The 16,899-nt window shown below is 48.6% G+C and carries 15 protein-coding genes; 5 read left to right on the forward strand and 10 right to left on the reverse strand.

Features of this window, described 5'->3' with window-relative positions; genetic code table 11:
* Positions 1 to 9: 9 nt before the first annotated feature.
* The 6 genes from QL223_RS23465 to QL223_RS23490 form a co-directional block, all read right to left on the reverse strand.
* On the reverse strand, positions 10 to 921 hold the full coding sequence (locus QL223_RS23465; protein WP_281546122.1) for a substrate-binding domain-containing protein: 912 nt from the start codon (positions 919 to 921) through the stop codon (positions 10 to 12).
* A gap of 5 nt (positions 922 to 926) precedes the next feature.
* Entirely contained in the window at positions 927 to 1,724 is a 798-nt protein-coding gene (locus QL223_RS23470; protein WP_046308019.1) for an ATP-binding cassette domain-containing protein, read from the reverse strand.
* Positions 1,721 to 2,761 (reverse strand): ABC transporter permease, encoded by a 1,041-nt coding sequence (locus QL223_RS23475; protein ID WP_281546123.1) that lies wholly within the window; start codon positions 2,759 to 2,761, stop codon positions 1,721 to 1,723. The genes QL223_RS23470 and QL223_RS23475 overlap by 4 nt, the downstream gene beginning before the upstream one ends.
* Positions 2,762 to 2,849: 88 nt before the next feature.
* Complete coding sequence (locus tag QL223_RS23480; protein ID WP_281546124.1) at positions 2,850 to 3,872, reverse strand: sugar ABC transporter substrate-binding protein; 1,023 nt, start codon at positions 3,870 to 3,872, stop codon at positions 2,850 to 2,852.
* A 104-nt stretch (positions 3,873 to 3,976) separates the two neighbouring features.
* On the reverse strand, positions 3,977 to 6,475 hold the full coding sequence (locus tag QL223_RS23485; protein ID WP_281546125.1) for a PAS-domain containing protein: 2,499 nt from the start codon (positions 6,473 to 6,475) through the stop codon (positions 3,977 to 3,979).
* On the reverse strand, positions 6,475 to 7,224 hold the full coding sequence (locus QL223_RS23490) for a response regulator transcription factor (protein WP_281546126.1): 750 nt from the start codon (positions 7,222 to 7,224) through the stop codon (positions 6,475 to 6,477). Before QL223_RS23490 ends, QL223_RS23485 begins: the two co-directional genes overlap by 1 nt.
* A gap of 171 nt (positions 7,225 to 7,395) precedes the next feature.
* On the opposite strand from QL223_RS23490, the gene QL223_RS23495 reads away from it, so the two are divergent.
* Complete coding sequence (locus QL223_RS23495; protein WP_281546141.1) at positions 7,396 to 9,753, forward strand: DNA polymerase II; 2,358 nt, start codon at positions 7,396 to 7,398, stop codon at positions 9,751 to 9,753.
* Positions 9,754 to 9,830: 77 nt separating this feature from the next.
* On the opposite strand, the gene QL223_RS23500 is transcribed toward QL223_RS23495, so the two are convergent.
* The gene (locus QL223_RS23500) at positions 9,831 to 10,142 is read right to left on the reverse strand and encodes a hypothetical protein (protein WP_002542245.1); all 312 of its coding nucleotides are present in this window, start codon (positions 10,140 to 10,142) and stop codon (positions 9,831 to 9,833) included.
* A gap of 278 nt (positions 10,143 to 10,420) precedes the next feature.
* On the opposite strand from QL223_RS23500, the gene QL223_RS23505 reads away from it, so the two are divergent.
* A complete protein-coding gene (locus tag QL223_RS23505; protein WP_002542244.1) occupies positions 10,421 to 10,684 on the forward strand; it encodes a DUF1289 domain-containing protein in 264 nt (87 codons plus the stop codon).
* A 73-nt stretch (positions 10,685 to 10,757) separates the two neighbouring features.
* On the opposite strand, the gene rplY is transcribed toward QL223_RS23505, so the two are convergent.
* The 3 genes from rplY to QL223_RS23520 all read right to left on the reverse strand — a co-directional run bounded on the left by rplY (position 10,758) and on the right by QL223_RS23520 (position 13,541).
* Positions 10,758 to 11,036, reverse strand: coding sequence for a 50S ribosomal protein L25 (gene rplY, locus QL223_RS23510; RefSeq protein ID WP_002542243.1), 279 nt, complete (start codon positions 11,034 to 11,036; stop codon positions 10,758 to 10,760).
* A gap of 202 nt (positions 11,037 to 11,238) precedes the next feature.
* Positions 11,239 to 13,014 carry a DEAD/DEAH box helicase gene (locus QL223_RS23515; protein WP_281546127.1) on the reverse strand — a complete coding sequence of 592 codons (1,776 nt, stop codon included), beginning with the start codon at positions 13,012 to 13,014 and terminating at the stop codon, positions 11,239 to 11,241.
* Positions 13,015 to 13,073: 59 nt separating this feature from the next.
* Positions 13,074 to 13,541: a GNAT family N-acetyltransferase gene (locus QL223_RS23520; protein ID WP_002542241.1), complete on the reverse strand. Its 468-nt coding sequence runs from the start codon at positions 13,539 to 13,541 to the stop codon at positions 13,074 to 13,076.
* Between the two features lie 269 nt (positions 13,542 to 13,810).
* On the opposite strand from QL223_RS23520, the gene rsuA reads away from it, so the two are divergent.
* From rsuA to QL223_RS23535, 3 genes are all read left to right on the forward strand, one after another.
* Positions 13,811 to 14,530: a 16S rRNA pseudouridine(516) synthase RsuA gene (gene rsuA, locus QL223_RS23525; protein WP_281546128.1), complete on the forward strand. Its 720-nt coding sequence runs from the start codon at positions 13,811 to 13,813 to the stop codon at positions 14,528 to 14,530.
* Positions 14,531 to 15,034: 504 nt separating this feature from the next.
* Positions 15,035 to 16,234 carry a Bcr/CflA family multidrug efflux MFS transporter gene (locus QL223_RS23530; RefSeq protein WP_002542487.1) on the forward strand — a complete coding sequence of 400 codons (1,200 nt, stop codon included), beginning with the start codon at positions 15,035 to 15,037 and terminating at the stop codon, positions 16,232 to 16,234.
* A 4-nt stretch (positions 16,235 to 16,238) separates the two neighbouring features.
* Positions 16,239 to 16,892 carry a DUF2913 family protein gene (locus QL223_RS23535; protein ID WP_281546129.1) on the forward strand — a complete coding sequence of 218 codons (654 nt, stop codon included), beginning with the start codon at positions 16,239 to 16,241 and terminating at the stop codon, positions 16,890 to 16,892.
* Positions 16,893 to 16,899 lie beyond the last annotated feature (7 nt).

Genomic DNA, 16,899 nt, shown 5'->3' on the forward strand with positions numbered 1-16,899 from the left:
GCCAACGGGTCACCACTCCCTGAATGTGGACGCATTTTCCGACGTCATCAATCGAGTGGGAATAAGCACGTTTACTTTTTCGATTTGTCCTTCTTTAAGCCACTTTGCAGCTATCTGAACAGCCTCACGACTCATGGTTTCCGGCGATTGAACTGAGGAGCCAATCCAGTTTGGTCTGCGTTCAAGAAATGCTGTTCTGGCATCTGGGCTACCATCCACCGAGATAATCACCGCATCAGATTTTGCTTGTAGTAATGCGCTTTCAGCACCTAGCGCAGTGCGATCGTTGATAGCAAAAATGCCGTCAATATCATCATAAAGCTGCAAGGCATAGGCCATTTTCTCCAGTCCACCTTCCATACTCCCCGTGCCATTAAGAGAATCGCCCAACAAATGAAGTTTCGGGTGTTTTGCCAGCGCTGTTTTGCATCCTTGAACCCGCTCCACAGCAGCCGAAACTTGTGGCCCGTTGATAATTAGTACATTCCCTTCACCACCGAGCACTCTCGCCAAACCCTCGCAAGCGACTTCTCCTGCACGGAGGTTATCAGTGGTAACAGTGGCAGTTGCACCGTCAGCTCTTACGTCAATAGCGAACACGGGAATCCCAGCGTTGGAAAGTTGTTGAACAGTAGGTCCAATCTTGTGTTCATCGGACGCGACGAGAAACACTACATCGACTTCTTCTGCCATAAACTCATTGAGCTGGCGTACTTGCCTTGGGTGATCATAGGCACTTGAGCGAACAAGAAGGACACTATCATCACCAAAGCGATTGGATAATTCCTCTTTGATCGTACGCACCACAGTAATGAAATAGGGATTAGTGAGATCAGTGACGCTGACTCCGGCTTTGATGGCAGCCGCGGCGGGCGGCTGCATCAAAATGGAAAGAACAAATATAAGTAGCGCTTTCGGCATGCAAGCTAAGCCTCAGACATTTCGATGGTTTGCCCCGGTTCCATTGCCCCCGTCATGATTGCGACGGCATCATTCATAGTGTGGGTCTGCGGAGTGATGATGTCCACCCGCTTGCCCAGGCGGTGAATGTGCACACGATCAGCCACTTCAAATACGTGAGGCATGTTGTGACTGATCAGCACCACAGGAAGCCCACGGTTTTTCACTTCGAGGATCAAATCTAACACGCGACGGGATTCCTTTACGCCCAAAGCGGCAGTGGGTTCATCCATAATCACCACTTTTGAGCCAAACAGAGCAGAACGTGCCACGGCGACCCCTTGGCGTTGCCCTCCTGAGAGCGTTTCTACTGCTTGGGTGATGTCCTGAATCGTCATTAAGCCAAGCTCCGTGAGCTTTTCCTTGGCTTTGTCGCGCATTGCTTTCTTATCCAGCATGCGGAACCATTTGCCGCGCCAGTCTGAATGACGAATTTCCCGACCAAGGAAGAGGTTGTCTGCGATATTGAGGGCAGGGGAAACTGCCAAGTTCTGGTAAACCGTTTCGATACCGGCTTCACGGGCTTGCATTGGGTTGGAGAACTTAACGCGCTCGCCGTCCAAGATGATTTCTCCATCGTCGGGGATCAGCGCGCCGGAAAGGGCTTTGATCAAACTGGATTTCCCTGCGCCGTTATCACCGATAACAGCCAGAATTTCCCCGGGCATCAAATCGAAATCTGCGCCATCCAACGCGGTGACGCGACCATAACGTTTAACCAGCCCTTTGGCTTGAAGTACAGGCGTTTGGTTTTCATTGCTCATGATGCCACCCTCCGGATCCATTGGTCGATACTGACAGCCACAATGATGAGAATGCCGACAGTAAACTCCTGCCAAAGTACATCAACACCCAGTAACGCCAGTCCGTTTCTAAAGACGCCAACAATCAGTGCCCCAATCAGAGTGCCAAAAATAGAGCCCCGGCCGCCAAAGAGACTGGTTCCGCCGATCACAACAGCGGTAATAGAATCCAGATTGGCGGTGAAACCTGCCTGTGGACTGACTGAGCCGATTCGTCCAATCAGTACCCAGGCCGCAAGGCCGCATATCACGCCAGCGAGTACGTAGACTGACAGCAGAATTTTGCGTGTTCGGATACCAGCAAGCCGGGCCGCATCGGGGTCATCGCCCGTTGCGTAAACGTGCCGTCCCCAAGCTGTCCAGTTTAGGGCATACCAGATGATCACAAACAGCAGCAGCATAAAGATGGAACTGTAAGCAATGCGCGCACCAAAGAACTCGATGGTATTGCCAAGCCACTGTAACAATGGCGCTTGCTGGTCAATGACTTGTGAGCGGATTGTCTGGCTGTTTGAATACCAAAGGTTTAAAGCAAAAAAGATGTTCCATGTACCCAATGTGGCGATAAACGGCGGGAGCTTAATCCGCGAGACCAAAAGGCCGTTGATTAGGCCGCATATTGCGCCGACGGATAATCCTGCCAACAAAGCAACGGGGGCGGAAAAGCCATAGTCTATGGCTGATCTTCCCATCACCACAGAAGTGAGGACCATGATGGCACCGACCGACAAATCAATGCCTGCGGTGAGAATAATCAGGGTTTGCGCGATTCCAATGACACCAATGATAGTGACTTGTTGGAGCACCAAAGAAAGGTTGAATGGGTGGAAGAAACGATCACCAACCAAGGTTGAAAACACCGCAACAGCAATGATCAGAACGAGAAAAGGGGCGGCAGTCGGGTGATTATGTAAATAGAGTTGAATGCGCTGTCCAACGCTAAAACCTTGATGGAGTTGGTCTCCAAGTGTGCGGTTTTGTTCAGATGAAGATGACATTTATTGCTCCTGAGTGCGTCCGTGTCCAGACAGGAAATGTCCGAGATTAGAAAAAAGAGGGAAGGGCTCCCTCTCGAAACCTAAGGGGTTAGCCCCAACACTTGCCTTTACCTTCTTTCGAAGTAGACGAAGACACGCCGTTAACAGGCTCATCAGTGATGAGTTCTACGCCGGTATCAAAGAACGATTTGCCTGGTGTCGCACCCGGTTTCACGCCAGATTTCGCGTATTCCACCACCGCTTCAACACCCAGTGATGCCATCTTGAGAGGGAACTGCATAGACGTCGCGCCGATCACACCTGCTTCGACGTTATCCACACCTGGGCAGCCGCCATCGACAGAAACAATAATCACGTCATCTTCACGGCCTACTGCTTTGAGGGCTTCATAAGCGCCAGCCGCAGCAGGTTCATTGATGGTGTAAACGAGGTTTACGCTAGGATCTTTCTGGAGGAGGTTTTCCATTGCGCGACGGCCGCCTTCCTCTGAGCCTTGGGTCACGTCGTTACCCACGATGCGAGAGTCATCTTCGTCGCGGTTAATATCGGGGTTTTTGGTGTCGATACCAAACCCTGTGAGAAATCCCTGATTACGTGCTACATCGACGGTGATGTTGGCGGTACTCAAATCCAGCAGCGCGATACGGGCGTCTTTTGCGTTGTCCCCCAGTTTTGCTTTTGCCCACTGTCCAATCATTTCGCCAGCCTTGAAATTGTCTGTTGCAAAGGTGGCATCGGCGACGCTGGCAGGTGAGAACGGGGTGTCCAGCGCGATAACAAGGACGCCTGCTTCACGGGCGCGTTTGACAACCGGTGCAAGTGCCTGTGGATCGCTTGGGGTGATGAGAATCCCTTTTGCACCGGCGGCAACCAGATTCTCAATTGCCTGAACTTGAGAGTCAGTATCACCGTCGAAACGGCCTGCAAATGAACTGACTTTCGCGCCCAAGTCACTTGCTTTTGCTTCAGCGCCTTCCTTCATTTTCACGAAGAATGGGTTGGTGTTGGTTTTGGTAATCAGACCAATTAGCACTTCTTCTGCGGAAGCCTGTGCCAGTGGCAAGGCTGCAAACATAGCGGCAATAGCGGTTTTGCGTAACAGCGTTTTCATAGCAGATCTCCTTGTGTCTTTGTCTTTTCAAATACACTGGCAAATGAAAACGAATGAACGGTTTCAAATCGTGAATCTTGTTGTTCACAATTGAAATAAAGCGGCTAACTGTTTGAATGATTTGGAAAGAGAGATAAGTGAAGCTGACGATAACTTATTGGTTTTGTGATCAAAGGCCAGTCAGGTTGGTAGCCAAATTGCTCAGAAAGTTGGCTGGCAGGGAGTCCGGACATCAAAACAAAGTGAAGGTCAGGGAATAGATGAAGCGCCTTACTTCGCAGCCAAATCCCGGTTTCTTTGCTGCCAAGATTGATGTCACTGAGTACACAATCGAAGGAGATATCTTGAAGTGTTGTCAGCGCTTCGCTCGCTGACTGAACCACTGTGACTTTGGCGCCGTCGTTTTCCAGAAGGGCTTTGATGGGTAGGGATACATCGTCATCATCATCCACCAACAAAACCCTACGGTTGCCAACACGTGTAACGGTTTCAGGGAATGATTCTGAAGCGTTATCGCTACGTTTTTCCTGCGTGAAGGGCAACATGATGCTGATTTGAGTGCCAACGCCCAACCGCGAGCTGATAGCAATTTCACCATGAGATTGCTCGACAAAGCCGTACACCATGCTCAAGCCAAGGCCGCTGCCTTGTCCTTTTTCCTTGGTGGTGAAAAAGGGCTCCATGACTTTGGTCATCACATCCGATGCAATGCCATTTCCGGTATCCGAAATCTCCAACAATACCGCTTCCTGATTGGCTTCAAGCATCTGGCAGGCTCGGGTGGAAAGGGTGACGACACCACCTTCTGGCATTGCGCTATTGGCATTGAGAAGCATATTGATCAATGCGTTCTCCAATCCACTTTTATCCAGGTAAACCCAGCTTTCATGTTCAGAAAGATCCAACGTTAGTCGGCTTGTACCATCCAGCGTGTACTCAAGAAGATCGGCGAGTTCCCACAGGGTTTGCTCCAGATTCACGGGTTCTGGATGAAGCGGCTGTCGGCGGCTGAAAGCCAGTAGCCTGTCGACTAATTGTGTGCCTTTTTCTGTCACGGACAGGGCGCGGTTTAGATAGGTTCTGTTGTTTCCCTCGAGCGGGGCATTCATATCCAACAGTTCAAGGTTGCCACCAAGGGCCGAGAGCAGATTGTTGAAGTCGTGTGCGATGCCGCCAGTCAGTTGTCCCAGCGTTTCCATTTTCTGCGCTTGGCGTAATTTCAAGTCTATCTGACGGTTTTCGGTTAAATCTCGGTACAGGGTGATAAAGCCGCCCGAAGGAAGGGGCTGGCTTCGGTATTCGACGATTCTGCCGTCCTTGAATTGACGTTCAAACACCTGTTGCTCCAAGTGGCGCTGCGCAATGGTCTCTTTTTCATCGAGAGACTCCTGGTCACTTTGCAACAGTGAAGGGGTGATCAATGCCTGAACATCTTCAATATGCATGCCTTCATTTAACTTTTGGGGATCGATACCCAGCAGGGCGATATATTTTCGGTTCCACACCAACAGGCGGTTGTCTTTGTCGAAGGCACTTAGTCCATCCTGCATATCGTGGAACAAGGTTTCTAGAAGAAGCTTCTGGCGAGACAAGTCGCCTGTGACCCGGGCTTTTTCGATTGCATTGTGTTGGAAAGCTTTGAAAGCACTTGCGAGCTTACCGATTTCATCCTGACGGGGAATGTTGATAGGTTCATGTTCTGTGTTACCACTGGCGAGGCTAATCATTTCATCAGTGACCCGTTGAAGGTCTTTCGCCATGCGATCATTAAAACGATAAAGATAAAACACGCCAACGGCGAGAGAGAGCAATATGAACGCCATAAGCAGCGCAACGTGATTGATGGCTTTTCTTGCGAGGAGCTGCTGTTCGTTGACATCATTCTGGTGGGTTTGAACAATCTCCGTCACGTAGTCAGCCATTCGCTCTGACTGCGCACGGATAGAGGCTAGTAAGAAGGCGTTTTCTGAACGCAATGCGTTGATTTGTTCGTTACTGCGGGAAAGGGTTGCCAGCACGGGTGAAACACTACGAGACAAGTTGGGATTGTTAGCGGCTGCTTTTTCAATGCTGACCATCACCTGTTCTATCCACCCGGACTGGATCCGGGTGGGATCCTTGCGGAAAGCATCGACAAATCCTTTACCAAAAGAATAGGTTTCAAGTTCATCCAGCGAGAACTGCTGGGCCATCAAGTCTTCGCGAATAAACAACTCACTTTCGACGTTGGCCATCAGTTTGGTGAGTGTGTTTTCGACTTCTTGGTAACGTTTCCCAAGCTCTAGGGCATAATCTGGATTTGTCAGTTTGGCGGCATTCTCCCGCAATGCTTTCGCTCTGGCGTAGAGCTGGGCTTTTTCGTTCTGTACCTGAAATGGACGGGCAGACGAGGCGGTATAAGGCGCCATTGCCGCAATTTGGGCGACACCTTCAGAGAGATTCAAAGCCGTTTGCGTATCGGTCAGAGTAGTTTCCGTGACGCGATCGAGCAGGTATTGATTCTGCCATAACGTAAACAGGGAAAAGCCCGCCATCAGTGTGGTGAGAAGCAATAACACCGACAGTGTCAGCATTAAATGCGGGCGAATACTCTGGCTTCGCATTACTGGTCGCTTAACGCCGAATTCGTGACTTGGACGACGGAGCAGTCAAAGCGATAACCTAGGCCCCGTTCAGTTTTGATCAACGAGGGAACTCGAGGGTTTGGTTCGATTTTCCTCCTAAGCCTGACCACCAAAACATCGATTGTTCTGTCCATTGAATCACTGTCGAAACCATGTGTTTTCTCCATCAACTGCTCACGGGTCAGAACTCGTTGAGGGGAGAGAATAAAGGCTTCGAGAAGGGAAAATTCACCATAAGTGAGGTCGGCTTGGTGCCCATTGGTATGAATGAGTTGGCGTCGGGAAAGGTTGAGCGTCCAATCAGAAAATTGATACAGAGTTTCGTCACTCACGACAGGTTTGGATTCAAGCGTCTGTGATTTTTTGCTTCGACGAAGCAGCGCATTCACCCGGGCGGTGAACTCGCGCAGGTTGAAGGGCTTCATCATGTAATCATCGGCGGCGACTTCCAGTCCAATAATCAGATCGGTGGCATCGCCTTTGCCAGTGAGCATCATAATGGGAATATCGCTGCTTTCTCTGAGTTGACGCGCTAATTGGAGACCATCTTCGTTGTTTAGACGGAGATCTATCACGGCCAAATCGATATCACTGGCTGCCCTAAGCTGGTTGCCATTACTTGCTTTAGTGACGTTGTAACCAACCTGAGTTAGGGCATCGGCTAGGACGTCTCTCACTTCCTGCTCGTCATCGACGACGACGATATGTGAGACCTGACTGCTCATCATACTTCCTCCATTGACTTAGGAACTATAACAACAGGCTACTGAATTGAATGGAGGAATTCTGAGAATGAATGGTACTCGTGGGTATCATACTGTTCGTACGTACAGATAAAATCAACGATGGGCGACAAGCTGGGGTATACTGCACGTGAGATTGCTATTTCAGAGGCTAACTTGCAGTATCAAGACGGTTTTTTAATCAGTCGACACAGTCGTGATATCGGTGAACAGACTGAGCTGACATTCTGGGTTCAGACCGATAATGGGCCCGCGAAATTGATTGTCACGGGCGAAAAGCCAGTGTTTTTTGTTGCGTCCGTTCATGTGAACCAGGCTCAGACAATACTCAATACCGCAGGTATCGCCTTCACTTGCCGCGAACTGCCTTTGAAAGACTTTGCTCTCCAAACGGTATCTGGTTTTTACTTCAATACTATCAACGCTGCCAATCGTGCAAGCCGCCTTCTTCAGATGGAAGAGATTGATACCCTCGAATCTGATGTCCGTTTGCCTGACCGATATCTTATGGAAAGGTTTATCTGCGGTGGACTAACTTTCGCGGGCAATGCTACCCAACGTAGAGGTTTTGTGGAATATCGCGAAGCCAAAGCGAAATCGTCCGACTATTCCACTTCACTTTCCCGCGTGTCACTTGATATCGAGTGCTCAGAGAAGGGCGTCCTTTACTCAGTAGGCCTAGATAGCGAGCGTGATAGCCGTGTCATCATGATTGGCGACAAGCCAGCCAATGCTGATGAGTACCCTTGGATTCAGTGGGTGGCGTCAGAATATGACTTGCTGAAAGCGCTCAATGATTGGTTTGTCACGTTTGACCCTGATGTGGTCGTGGGATGGAGTGTGATTGATTTTGACTTCAGACTTCTGGTCAAACGCGCTGCATTTCACAAGCTGGATTTACGATTAGGGCGCGGTGGCGAAAAAGCACATTGGCGCGATTCTTCAAACAGCCGACAGGGATTTATCACTCTGCCAGGGCGTGTGGTGATTGATGGGATTGATGCGCTGAAAACGGCGACATACAGCTTTCGTTCGTGGTCGCTTGAATCGGTATCCCGTGAAATGTTCGGCGAAGGCAAAGCGATTGATAACCCCTACGATCGCATGGATTCCATCAACCGGATGTTCCGTGACGACAAACCTGCGCTTGCCAAATACAACCTGCAGGACTGTGTGCTGGTTAACCGCATTTTTGAGCAAACCCACTTACTGGAATTTCTTATCCAGCGTAGCCGTTTAACAGGGATTGAACTGGATCGTATTGGCGGTTCAGTGGCGGCTTTCACCAATCTTTATATGCCAAGGTTGCATCGTGCTGGTTATATCGCGCCAACACTGGCTAGCGAAAACTGGATTGCCAGCCCTGGTGGTTATGTGATGGACAGTAAGCCCGGCTTGTATGACTCCGTGCTGGTATTGGATTTCAAATCCCTCTATCCCTCGATAATCCGTACGTTTTTAATCGACCCTTTAGGTTTGATTGAAGGGCTTCAGGCTCAGGAAACCAGTGTTCCGGGCTTTCGTGGTGGTGTCTTTCACCGAGAAAAACATTTCCTGCCGTCATTGATCGAAAACCTTTGGAAAGCCCGCGACGAAGCCAAACTGAAAGGCGAAAAGGCGTTCTCACAGGCGATTAAGATCATCATGAACTCTTTTTACGGCGTCTTGGGTTCTTCGGGCTGCCGCTTCTTTGATCATCGATTGGCCTCGTCAATCACCATGCGTGGTCATGAAATTATGAAGACCACCCGTGAGCTGATTGAAGCAAAAGGGTATGAAGTCATTTATGGCGATACTGACTCGACTTTTGTTTCGCTAGGAAGGCTCTATTCAAACGAAGAGGCTGATGAAGTGGGTAAAGCGCTGGTGGAACATATCAACGCTTGGTGGATTAATCACTTAACCGAAAACTATGAAATTACCTCGGCGCTTGAGATTGAATACGAAACCCACTACCAGAAATTCCTGATGCCTACGATTCGTGGACAGGATACCGGCAGCAAAAAGCGCTATGCGGGTTTGGTCAATAAAGATGGTGAGCGACGTATCGTCTATAAAGGATTGGAAACGGTACGGACGGACTGGACACCATTAGCGCAGGTATTCCAACAAACCTTGTATCAGAAGGTCTTTGACGGAGAAGAGGTTGAAGAATACGTGCGTAATACGGTGGAAGACACGTTACGCGGTAACAATGATGGTCAACTTATCTATCGTAAACGATTACGCCGTAAGCTTTCTGACTATGAAAAGAATGTGCCACCGCATGTGAAAGCGGCACGCAAAGCCGATGAAGCGAACAAGAAGCTAGGGCGTAACCTTCAGTATCAGCACGGCGGTTGGATTGAATACGTAATCACTGTTAACGGTGCCGAGCCATTAGAAGCGTTGGATAGTCCGTATGACTATCAACATTATGTCGACAAACAATTGAAGCCGATTGCAGACGGCATATTGCCCTTTATTGGTAAGAACTTTGATGATTTAGCGATGCCACAGTTAGGGTTGTTCTAAATTCGGCTTTATTCGTCGAAGAAAAACAAAGAGCCGGGCATTTATTGCCCGGCTCTTTGTCTTCAAAATACTTCGAACTAGAAGAAATCGACGCTTGAAACGTAAGTGCGAGAGGCAACAACCGGGTCAAAGCAGACGGCACCACGGTTTGGTGTGCACACTTTATAGACATCACCACAATCAAAAATCGCGAGAATTACTTCATCGTCAGTGCCAAAGCAGGTCGGTAATTTATCGCCAACTTTAGCCTTCACTTCCTGGCCTTCATGTTCCCATGTCAGGCTTTCAATGCGTGAATCCTTGACTGGGGCATCAACGTGTTTAGCAATGGCTAAGTAAATGGATTCTGCGTGATCTTGGGACTCAGCGGACGGAACAAAAAACGACATAACTCCTCCTAAATAACAATCATCCTTGCGCCCTTTTATTTTATTCTTTCAGAGTTGGAGCTCTGTACTGCAAAAAGGCGATAACCCAAAAGGTTATGTGGTCAACTTAACAAATTTAGACCACTAAACGCAATGGAATTTTATTCCGCTAGTGGAAATCACCTAAGCGGAAATGATTGGGCGTAAAGTTAATATCAGCGAGTTACAGAAGGAAATTTGCTTTTCGAGTGAAAACTCGCTTGAATGAAAACACAGACACAAACGACATCGGAGGGTGTATGGAACAACTCGATTTCTTTACCGTGCCTAGCCCTTGCATTGGTGTGTGTCAGGTGAATAACAAAGGCTATTGCAAAGGTTGCTTTCGAAGTAGGGAAGAGCGTTTTCACTGGAATGATTTTACCGGTGAGCAAAGACGCAATGTGATTCGACTTTGTAAGCAGCGTTACGTGCGCGTGATGCGGGCTAAGTTGGCGAAAGAAGCTGAAGGAAATGTGGAAGAGGTCAGCCCACAACAGTCCCTGTTTGGTGATGAAGACTGATTAGCTGACGGCAAACAACGGATACAAAAAAAGCGCCTCGAGAGGCGCTTTTTCAATTCAAGCTCAAACGCAATTAGATGCGGATGAAATCCATGTGCATAACTTTTGGCTTGAATGGGTGACGTTGGATGTCCTGAGGCTTAACGTTAACTTCAGCACCGTCGATAACCAGAGTAATCGCTTCGTAGAACTCAGGCTTGTCCATTTGAGTGATCACTTTTTTGTGGTCCAGAGCGATTGCTACAGGAGCTGCTTCGCCACCGTAAACTACTGCTGGGAATTGATCAGCGTGACGCAGGCGGCGGCTCGCACCTTTACCCTGCTCAGTACGTACTACTGCTTCGAATTTCATAATAAATACTCTTAAATAGAGAGTTGAAAATAAGTACCTAGATTTGCGACCAAACTAAGTACCAAGTAAATCGAGCGCGGATACTAACATTGAGACTGGGTAATAACAAGCGTTACCAGTGATTTAATGCGTGAATGCTGAGTACTTGTGCGCATTGTGTTTTTAATCATCAGGTTTGAGGTGGGTTGCGATGTTTTTCCGCTCAAGCCACGTTGGTCAACATGGTTCTGACCTCTTGCTGTGAGGCGAACTGATTCAGGTCGAAGATTTTATCTCTAATCGCCCAAAAACGCCCATTCTTTCTCGCCACAATAAAGTCGGGAAACCTCAGCCTGTGCTCTGCACGTGCGACTTTAGAAGGCGCCGTGTCGGTAAAAGGTCTGTGTCGGTCAACCAAATGTGGATTGATAAATTTAGCGAGAAATTCATCCTTTTGACGTTTGGTCGAAAGGGGCCAGACTTCATGAATTTCCGCGCCATCCTGCCCGACATAGGTGACTTTTAACTGCGGTTTATCGAATTTGTTTTTCCCTGCTGTTAAGCGCATATCAGCGCAGGCCATGATCATGGCATCTTTGAGCTTTAAGGCGTCTCTCAGCTTTTTATCAGGATCGACCAGTGCGTGATCACACTGGTGGCAGCGCCTTGCGGCTATGTCGTTGTCTGCGCCGCACTCGCTGCAAAACTTGGCGCGAAAGCGGTAGCCACAGATTTCACGTTCGCCATCATCGTCTTCAAAGAAGCCCTGACAACGACGGCCATAGTGTTCAATGAGAAAACCATTGTTATCCAACTTGCCCCAGAAATTGTTGTTAAAGCCACAGGCAGGGCAGGGAACAGTAACGATTTCGCTGTCGCTATCCGGCTTAGGATCGCCAATTTCAGGTTGATATAGGTCGTAGACATTGCCTGCATAATCCAGAATCAAACAGTCAGTCTTACCGGGAGAGAGGCGTAATCCTCGTCCTGCGATTTGTTGATACAGGCTGACGGATTCTGTCGGACGCAAGATGGCGATGAGATCGACATGTGGTGCATCAAAGCCGGTTGTCAGCACTGATACGTTGACCAGATACCTAATTTCCCGTTTTTTGAAGCGCTGGATAATACTGTCACGTTCATCTTGCGCTGTATCACCGATAACGAGTGCCGATTCGTTCTCAGGCAGCAGGGTGAGAATTTCCTGAGCGTGTTTTACCGTGGCGGCAAAGATCATCACACCATGCCGTTCTTTGGCGTAATCCAGAACCTGATTAATGATTTGGGGCGTTGCTCTTGGCGCGTTTTCTATCACACGGTCCAAATCCGCTTCTTTATAGAATCCTGTTGGTGACGCTTTGAGTGATGAAAAGTCGTAACTCAACACTGGCGCATCAAGGATCTTCGCTTCGGTAAGAAAGCCTTCATCTAATAAAAATCTGATGGGTAACTCGAAGATGCAATCGCGGAAGAATCTGGGTTTCTCGCTGCGAACACGGCCAGCGGTGTGATATTGATAAATCCAGCCCATACCGAGTCGATAAGGTGTCGCTGTTAGACCCAATACCTTAATGCCAGAGTTAACGGTTTGGAGATGGGAAATGACTTTACGGTAGCTACTGTCTTCATTATCCGGCACGCGGTGGCATTCATCGATAACTAACAAAGAAAACTGATCTTTAAATGCATCAAGATTTCGCACCACGGATTGCACAGAAGCAAAGACGACTTTGTCGTTGCTCTCTTTTCTGCCGAGACCTGCAGAGAAAATCCCGCCTTTCAGTCCATAGCCTTCGTACTTTTCGTGGTTTTGTTCGACCAACTCTTTCACATGAGCAAGCACCAAAACACGACCACGTGCCAACTTCGCGAGCTCTGCGATAACCAGACTTTTTCCTGCACCGGTTGGGAGAACCGCAACGGCTGGTGTGGTGTTGTTTCTAAAGTAGTGGACGACGGCTTTGACCGCGTCAGCTTGATAAGGACGAAGGGTATACATGGAATCAAAAAGGCAGCCAATTCAAGGCTGCCCAGTGTATCTGCCACACAAAGTAAAGGCTAGCGCGATAGACGCTTGGACATAATGCAATGCTGGCGGCGAGCCATATAGTCAAACTGCTCGTAAAACTCTCTGGCACCGCTGTTACCAATGTTCACTTCAAGAATCACAGCATGGCAGTCTTTTTCGAGGGCATGCGCCTCGATATTCGGTAGAACATGAGAGCCGACACCTTGTCGACGCCAATCCTGCTGGAGGAAGATTTGGTCGATCACCGCGATTTGTCCGCCCAGTTCAATACTGAAGCTGTAACAAAGCACAACATATCCGATAATTTCCTGCTCGTTTCCTTGCTCAAGGCTGATAAGGAAAACGTCGCCATGGTTAGGGTGTCCAATGAGGAAACTGAATGCGGAAGTCACATGTTCGACATCAAAAGTCAGTGCCTCGTGGTCGTGCATAAACTTTGACAGTTCAAGCAGACGTGGCATTGACTCTACGGAAGGCGACTGCAGCGTAATTTTCATAAATGCTTCCCTGATCAATAAGTTAGTCGATGGGAGATTATAATCATATTTTAGAAGTCACGAGTTTAGACTGTGGCGATTTTGTTAAGTTCGGCATCTCTTAGTTATAGACAGAGAATCGGAGAGTGCAATTTCAACAATAAGGAATGAGAGCACATAAACGGATCTGAACTTTCCTGATAAAACACCCGGCAGCGAGCTTTAAACACTGCCTCTCTTGGGAGTTTAAGTATATAATCCGCGCCCTCAGAAATATGTGGTGAAAAGCAATGATTAGGCTAGACAAATTCTTGTGCGAAACAGTCGGTGTTACGCGCAAACAAGCAGCGAAAGTCCTCAAAGAAGAACGTGTCACGGTTGATGGTGAAGTCATCAAAAACGGTGCTATCAAAATTGCCGAAGATGCGGATGTAGAATTCGATGGCATGTCGCTGAGCCTGTCCGGTCCTCGTTACTACATGATGAATAAGCCTGAAGGGTATGTTTGTTCGCACGACGACCCCTACAATCCAACGGTTTTTGTCCTGCTGGATGAAATCGGTGCTGAGAAGCTGCACATTGCAGGGCGCTTGGATTGCGATACCACCGGTCTATTGCTTCTGACCGATGATGGCCAATGGTCACACCGTGTGACGTCCCCAAAACACAAATGCGACAAGACTTACCGAGTGTGGTTGGATGATGCGGTCGAAGAGGGCGTTGCAGCGACTTTTGCAGAAGGTATTAAACTGCGTGGCGAGAAGACAGAAACCTTACCTGCTCAGATGGAACAGATAGACGAAAAAGAAGTGCTTCTGACCATTCACGAAGGCAAATACCATCAGGTAAAACGCATGTTTGCCGCAGTAGGCAACAAGGTGGTTGGTCTTCATCGTGAATCCATCGGAGAACTCATTCTGGATGAAGAACTTGAGCCGGGTGAATACCGCGAGCTGACCGAAGAAGAGATTGCACTGTTCTTACCTAAGCAATATACCCAAACAACCTGAAGATGCAGGATTCAGCGAGATTGACTGGCGTTGTGATCGCGGCGTTCCTTTGTAGGTCTAGTCACCTCCATCAAAAAGGAACAACAAAGAGCACGCCGTCAGTCAACTCGCCCGAAGGGAGGACATCAATGCGCCCACTTGTTCGTCAAATTCCACGGAAATAGAGCGACTATTCCACGTAAAATTTGCCTCGAATTGAACGCATTGATGACCTCTGAATGCGAGCATCTCCAGGTCGTTTGGGTATAATAGTTTGAATCAAATAAAGCGCTGCAAAGCCAGCTTTGCAGCGCTTTTTGATCTGAATAAAAAATTGCTAATTCAGTAGATTAAGGATTTATCGACTGTATCCAGATAGAAAGGCATCATTTCCTCACTGGAATGAATCTTGATGTTAATATGTGATCCATACCCGCTCTCTCTTTCCAGGATGGGTATCAGCGAGCCTTCGAATCAATCAAGGTAAGCCACTTTTTCTCCACCTCCTCTTTTACCAAGGCATACATGACGACGAATGCAGTAAACCAACAGCAGCAACAGCTGACCTTTCTCTTGATCCTTGTGCTCGGCGCTATTGCCGCGCTCACGCCTTTAGCTATTGATATGTACCTTCCAGCCATGCCTGACATTGCGCGAGATCTGTCGGTAACGCCGGGACAGGTCCAGCAAACGCTGGCGGCATATACCGCAGGCTTCGCTATTGGTCAGCTTATTCATGGCCCAATCTCTGACAGCTATGGCCGACGCCCTGTTCTGATTGGCGGTGTCGCATTTTTCTTGGTTGGTGGGGTTGTCAGTGCTTTGGCGGCAGATATTGAAACCTTGACCTATGTTCGTGCTGCTCAGGGCTTTTTTGGTGCTGCAGCAGCGGTTGTTATCGCGGCATTGGTACGGGACATGTTTGACCGCGAAGAATTTGCTCGCACCATGTCGTTTATCACCTTGGTGATGACGGTGGCACCGCTGGCAGCGCCGATGATTGGTGGTTATCTGGCGGTTTGGTTTGGCTGGCGCTCGATTTTCTGGGTGCTAGCGGGCTTTGCCGCGTTGGTTATTGTTTTGGTGTTATCACTGATTCCAGAAACCTTACCCGTGCAGGGAAGGCCGCCACTCCGTCTTGGCTCAACGCTGCGCAATTATATGAAGATACTGCGCTCAAGAAAGTCTGTCGGCTATATCTTTGCTTCCGGTTTTTCTTTCGCGGGCATGTTCTCATTCCTGACAGCCGGTGCATTTGTGTACATCGACTACTATGGCGTAAGTACCCAGAACTTTGGTTATCTGTTCGGCTTGAACGTCGTCTGTCTGATTGTGATGACCTCTTTTAACGGCAAGTTTGTGCGCAAAATCGGCAGTGAGAAGATGCTGCAAATCGGCCTGACGATTCAACTTCTGTCAGGTATCGCTCTGATTGCTGGGCAAGCTTTTGAATGGGGCTTATGGGGAACAGTGATTCCCGTTATGTTCTTTGTCGGCACCATCTCTATCGTCGGAAGCAACTCTATGGCGTGTGTATTGAGTGCGTATCCCGAGCTTGCGGGCACTGCGTCCTCGCTGGCAGGAACATTGAGATTTGGTACGGGCACCATAGTTGGTGGTACAGTGGCGGTCATTCACGTGAATTCAGCCTGGCCGATGACTGGTGCTATGGCAGCATGTGCGTTTTTATCCGCCCTGTTTTACTGGGGCTTAGCGAAAAAATAAGAAAATGAGCTACATCGAAGACATTAAATCCGTCGTGGATTCTGCCCTTGCTGAACTTGAAGAAGCAAAGGCTAGCGGCAAATTACAAAGCAACCCTGTGAGTGAGGAATCTTTCCTTTGCCGTTGGGTGGCCCAAGCAGTAAAAAAACAGCGCTTTGGAAATTCTGTTTCTAAAGAAATGACGGCCTGGGTGCAGCAGGGTCGTAGCATGGGCAAACACGCCAATATTAAAGGCCAAATGCAACATATTGCGAGCGTTTATCATCACCACTTCCCGCAAGGTGATGAGCACAGTGCGATTACTAAAAGCCAGTTTGACGCTTTGGTAGCCGCGCTTGAAGAGGCCGATTGGATGACCCACACCGAATACGAGATCAACCGTAAGGTGCGTGTGATTTCAGACGGTCAGCACTCTTTTGCAGTCTGCAATATTGCTTTGGGCAAAAGCTTCAATGAAGAAGGCGAGCTGATAAAACCGTTGAGCCTTTATGTTCGTGGTCCAGAATCTTGGTTTATTGAAACCGTTCGCGAACATGGCATGCTGATGACCAAAGTGACTGACTACAAATCTATCGTGAAATACCACGGTGAATACCAGATTTGGCCTCGCAACCAAGCCGATAGACTGCTGGTGTTACCAGAGAGTCTGAAGCCTTAATAAGGTT

This window comes from Grimontia sp. SpTr1 (genome assembly GCF_947387585.1).
Taxonomy (GTDB): domain Bacteria; phylum Pseudomonadota; class Gammaproteobacteria; order Enterobacterales; family Vibrionaceae; genus Enterovibrio; species Enterovibrio indicus.

Bases quoted from the DNA above. Each gene is read 5' to 3' on its own strand.
- QL223_RS23505 (WP_002542244.1), top strand. From the start codon at position 10,421: ATGGAACAACTCGATTTCTTTACCGTGCCTAGCCCTTGCATTGGTGTG.
- QL223_RS23485 (WP_281546125.1), bottom strand. From the start codon at position 6,475: ATGCGAAGCCAGAGTATTCGCCCGCATTTAATGCTGACACTGTCGGTG.
- QL223_RS23465 (WP_281546122.1), bottom strand. From the start codon at position 921: ATGCCGAAAGCGCTACTTATATTTGTTCTTTCCATTTTGATGCAGCCG.
- QL223_RS23475 (WP_281546123.1), bottom strand. From the start codon at position 2,761: ATGTCATCTTCATCTGAACAAAACCGCACACTTGGAGACCAACTCCAT.
- QL223_RS23490 (WP_281546126.1), bottom strand. From the start codon at position 7,224: ATGATGAGCAGTCAGGTCTCACATATCGTCGTCGTCGATGACGAGCAG.
- QL223_RS23515 (WP_281546127.1), bottom strand. From the start codon at position 13,014: ATGTATACCCTTCGTCCTTATCAAGCTGACGCGGTCAAAGCCGTCGTC.
- QL223_RS23530 (WP_002542487.1), top strand. From the start codon at position 15,035: ATGACGACGAATGCAGTAAACCAACAGCAGCAACAGCTGACCTTTCTC.
- QL223_RS23480 (WP_281546124.1), bottom strand. From the start codon at position 3,872: ATGAAAACGCTGTTACGCAAAACCGCTATTGCCGCTATGTTTGCAGCC.
- QL223_RS23520 (WP_002542241.1), bottom strand. From the start codon at position 13,541: ATGAAAATTACGCTGCAGTCGCCTTCCGTAGAGTCAATGCCACGTCTG.
- QL223_RS23470 (WP_046308019.1), bottom strand. From the start codon at position 1,724: ATGAGCAATGAAAACCAAACGCCTGTACTTCAAGCCAAAGGGCTGGTT.
- rsuA (WP_281546128.1), top strand. From the start codon at position 13,811: ATGATTAGGCTAGACAAATTCTTGTGCGAAACAGTCGGTGTTACGCGC.
- QL223_RS23500 (WP_002542245.1), bottom strand. From the start codon at position 10,142: ATGTCGTTTTTTGTTCCGTCCGCTGAGTCCCAAGATCACGCAGAATCC.
- rplY (WP_002542243.1), bottom strand. From the start codon at position 11,036: ATGAAATTCGAAGCAGTAGTACGTACTGAGCAGGGTAAAGGTGCGAGC.
- QL223_RS23535 (WP_281546129.1), top strand. From the start codon at position 16,239: ATGAGCTACATCGAAGACATTAAATCCGTCGTGGATTCTGCCCTTGCT.